The 3,206-nt window shown below is 69.1% G+C and carries 3 protein-coding genes; all 3 read left to right on the top strand.

The window, feature by feature from the left end; translation table 11 throughout:
- Positions 1 to 327 precede the first annotated feature (327 nt).
- Positions 328 to 1,479, top strand: coding sequence for an FUSC family protein (locus BN11_RS14230; RefSeq protein WP_048698681.1), 1,152 nt, complete (start codon positions 328 to 330; stop codon positions 1,477 to 1,479).
- A 102-nt stretch (positions 1,480 to 1,581) separates the two neighbouring features.
- A complete protein-coding gene (locus tag BN11_RS14225) occupies positions 1,582 to 2,283 on the top strand; it encodes a PaaI family thioesterase (RefSeq protein WP_053084117.1) in 702 nt (233 codons plus the stop codon).
- Between the two features lie 545 nt (positions 2,284 to 2,828).
- Positions 2,829 to 2,966: a hypothetical protein gene (locus tag BN11_RS22845; protein WP_162213241.1), complete on the top strand. Its 138-nt coding sequence runs from the start codon at positions 2,829 to 2,831 to the stop codon at positions 2,964 to 2,966.
- Positions 2,967 to 3,206: the final 240 nt, after the last annotated feature.

The following is a 3,206-nucleotide window of genomic DNA, read 5'->3' as shown; positions in this document are numbered from 1 at the left end:
CTGAGGGCGGCGGCCGCGGGGGCCGTTGTGGTGGCCGCGGTGCTCATGCGGGCCGCGCGGTCCGCGGTGACGGCGCTCGCCGCCGAAGTCGTCACGGTCCTCTTGACTTTCGTAGTCGTGTCGGTCGTTGCTCATGGTGAGCATCTCCTTGCTGCCATCGCTGGCGGTATGTCGTGGGGCCGCCTCCGGTGGGGCGGCTCGCGGGATTCGGGTGGGCGATCCCCTCGCCCGATCATCCGGTTCGCTGGCTTGCAGCGACATGACAAAGATATGTCGTTATGTCGGGCGTGTCAAGTCCGGCGTCGAACGCCAGACAATGGGGGGGTGATGCGTCCGAAGCCCAGTGGGATCGGCGAGACTTTCCACGAGTTCTCGCTGCGCGCCTTCGACCTCAGTGAACGCGCCGGTCGCGCAGGCTTGGACTCCAACCGCCGCCGGGTCCAACGGTGGCGCGAGCACCTGTTCATGATGAGTCAGATCGCCATCGCCGCCGGGCTGGCGTGGTTCCTCGGGCAGCATCTCCTCGGCCATCAGCTGCCCTTCTTCGCCGCCGTGGCGGCAATCATCTGTCTCGGCCTGTCCTTCGGCCAGCGCATCAGCCGGGTGGTCCAGGTCGCCGTCGGCGTCTTCGTCGGCGTGTTCGTCGGTGACCTCTTCGTCGCCCTCGTCGGCACCGGCGCCTGGCAGATCAGCCTGGTCGTGTTCGTCGCGATGTCGATCGCCATCTGGGTCGGCGCGAAGATCCTCATGGTCAATCAGGCGGGCATCCAGGCCGCCACCGTGGTGACGCTGTTCCCCAACCCGGACGAGGGCGTGAGCCGGTGGCTCGACGCCCTGCTCGGCTGCGCCATCGCCCTTGTGTTCGCTCTCGTCGCGCCGACCTCTCCGGTGCAGAAGCCGCGGATGAAGGCCGCCCAGGTGCTCTACGAGGCCGCCGAGACGCTGTATGCCGCCACCGCCGCACTCCGGTCCGGTGACGAGAACGCCGCCGACGAGGTCCTGGCCCGGGCCCGCAGCACCGAGGGCAAGTTGCGCGCGCTCTCCGAGGCATCCTCCGAAGGCATCGCGCTGGTGCGCTATTCGCCGTTGATGCGCCAACACCGGGACCACGTCCAGGCCGTCGCCGAGATCGTCGCCCCGCTCGATCGGATGCTGCGCAATCTGCGGGTTCTCGCCCGCCGCGTCAGTGTGGCCGTCTGGCGCCAGGACCCGGTGCCCGCGCCGGTCGTCGCGCTCGTCGATCAGACGGCGGGCGTGATGGAGTTCTGCGCCAGCGAGCTGTATGCCCGCCGGATGCCCGAGCGCGCCCGTCCCCGCATCACCGCGGTCGCCGACGCCACATCGCAGATCGACGTGAGCGACCTGACCCTGTCCACCGCCGTCATCATCGCCCAGACCCGCAGCATCCTGGTCGATCTGCTCGAGCTCACCGGCCTCAGCTACGCCGATGCGCGCGAACAGGTCCCCGACATGCACTGAGTCCCCGACTTGCACTGAGTCCCGACGGGCGTGCTTCACAGCAGGCGATGACTCCAGAGGGCGCGCGCGACCGCATCGGTCGCGAAGCCTAGAGTTTCGGCCATGACCGACGGCCTCTTCCCGATCGTGTTGCCCGTCGACGACCCGGACGGGCTTGCGGAGCAGGAGCAGGCTTATGAGGCGCTCGCCGAATCGGTCCGGCGGCTGATCGACCTGACCGTACGGACGCAGATCCCGGCCGAGGACGCGCACGACGTCGCCTGGGAGGTCGATGAGTTGACCCGGCGGCTCGCGGCCGAGGCCCAAGAGGGCCCGTTGGGGTTGCAGGTCGCGAGTGACGGACGGCTGCGCGATCACGGCAATCCGGCTGTGGGACTGCGCAATCCGCTCGCGCCGCCGCTGCACATCGAGAAGCATCCCGACCACTCGGCCAGCTGCACGGTGGTTCTCGGCGCGGCCCACGAGGGCCCTCCCGGGCGCGTGCACGGCGGCATCATCGCCCTGGTCCTCGACCAGGTCCTCGGCACGGTGCCTGCGCTGGCCGGGAAACCGGGGTTGACGGCATACCTCAACCTCACCTATCGCCGGCCCACCCCACTCGGCACGATCACCGCGCAGGCGCACATTGCCGAGACAACGGGGCGCAAGACCCTCGTGCGTGGTGACCTGCGAGATGCGCACGGGGCGGTCACCGTGGAGGCGGAAGGCCTCTTCATCACTCCGACCTTCGCGCTCGACGCGCTGGCGCAGCCGCAGAGCGATGCCGGCGACTTCGACCCTCCGGCAGGTCCCGAAAACCCTTGAGAGACAACGAGAGCAGCCCCGGTCGTCTGTGAGGTGGGGCCGCCGACCGAGGCTGCGTCACCTCCGACCATATACCGGTGACGGTATGTCGGCACTGTGACTCGCATCTCGTGGCCGATGTGATGTCTATCGCCCACGACCGGCCTCCGGCAGGATCACGAAGAAGTGGTCCACCGGGCGCAACCTCCGGGACCTCAGCGGCGTCATCCCAGTCAGGAGGCAGCGCACCGAGCCGGCCTTGTCCCGGCGGAATCGCAACGAAGGAGCTGAAGTCGTGGAGCGGAGAAAGAATACGTCGGCCAACCGTCGCACGTGCGTCCTGGCGTCCGGTGCCACCGCAGTGGTCGTGATGGCCGGGGGCTCCTCGGCCGGAGCTTCCTGGACGTCCGCAGGGACCTCGATCACGGTCAGCGGTCAGCTCACCCAGATCATCGTCGATGGTCCGCCGCAGGCCGACGGCCACGCGGCCCGCACCGAGACCACGGCCCATGTCACCATCGGCGACGTCACGGTCTATCGACCCGCGCCTCGCCCGCGGCGCGCTGGTGAAGGAGAACGCGGTCCCGAGCGCCATCGCGTCGGAGCTGACGCGGCTCGCTCCGCGCAATATCGTCATCCTCGGCGGTCCCGCGAGCGTCTCCTCCGACGTGGCCCTCGCCCTGCGCCAGTTCGTCGCACGCTGACCGCCCGCCCGGTGGTGTGATGAGCGCCACATTTGGCCGAACGCGGTAACCATTTCGTGACCTGAGGCGTCGTTCAGGGAGTCCGCGATCGACCCCGAGCCCCCAACGCATGCCTGATATAGACCTGAACCCCACTTCTCGACGCGGCAATGGCGCCCCGACCCCACCGCCCCCACCTACCCGGGGCCGCCCCATCGAAGACCCGCACCAGCCGCCCCGCGACGCGCACGGTTCGACCGC

Source organism: Nostocoides australiense Ben110 (genome assembly GCF_001050535.1).
Lineage (GTDB): Bacteria > Actinomycetota > Actinomycetes > Actinomycetales > Dermatophilaceae > Nostocoides_A > Nostocoides_A australiense.
Note: the sequence above shows the minus strand (reverse complement) of the source record. Positions and strands in the feature narration are given on the sequence as shown.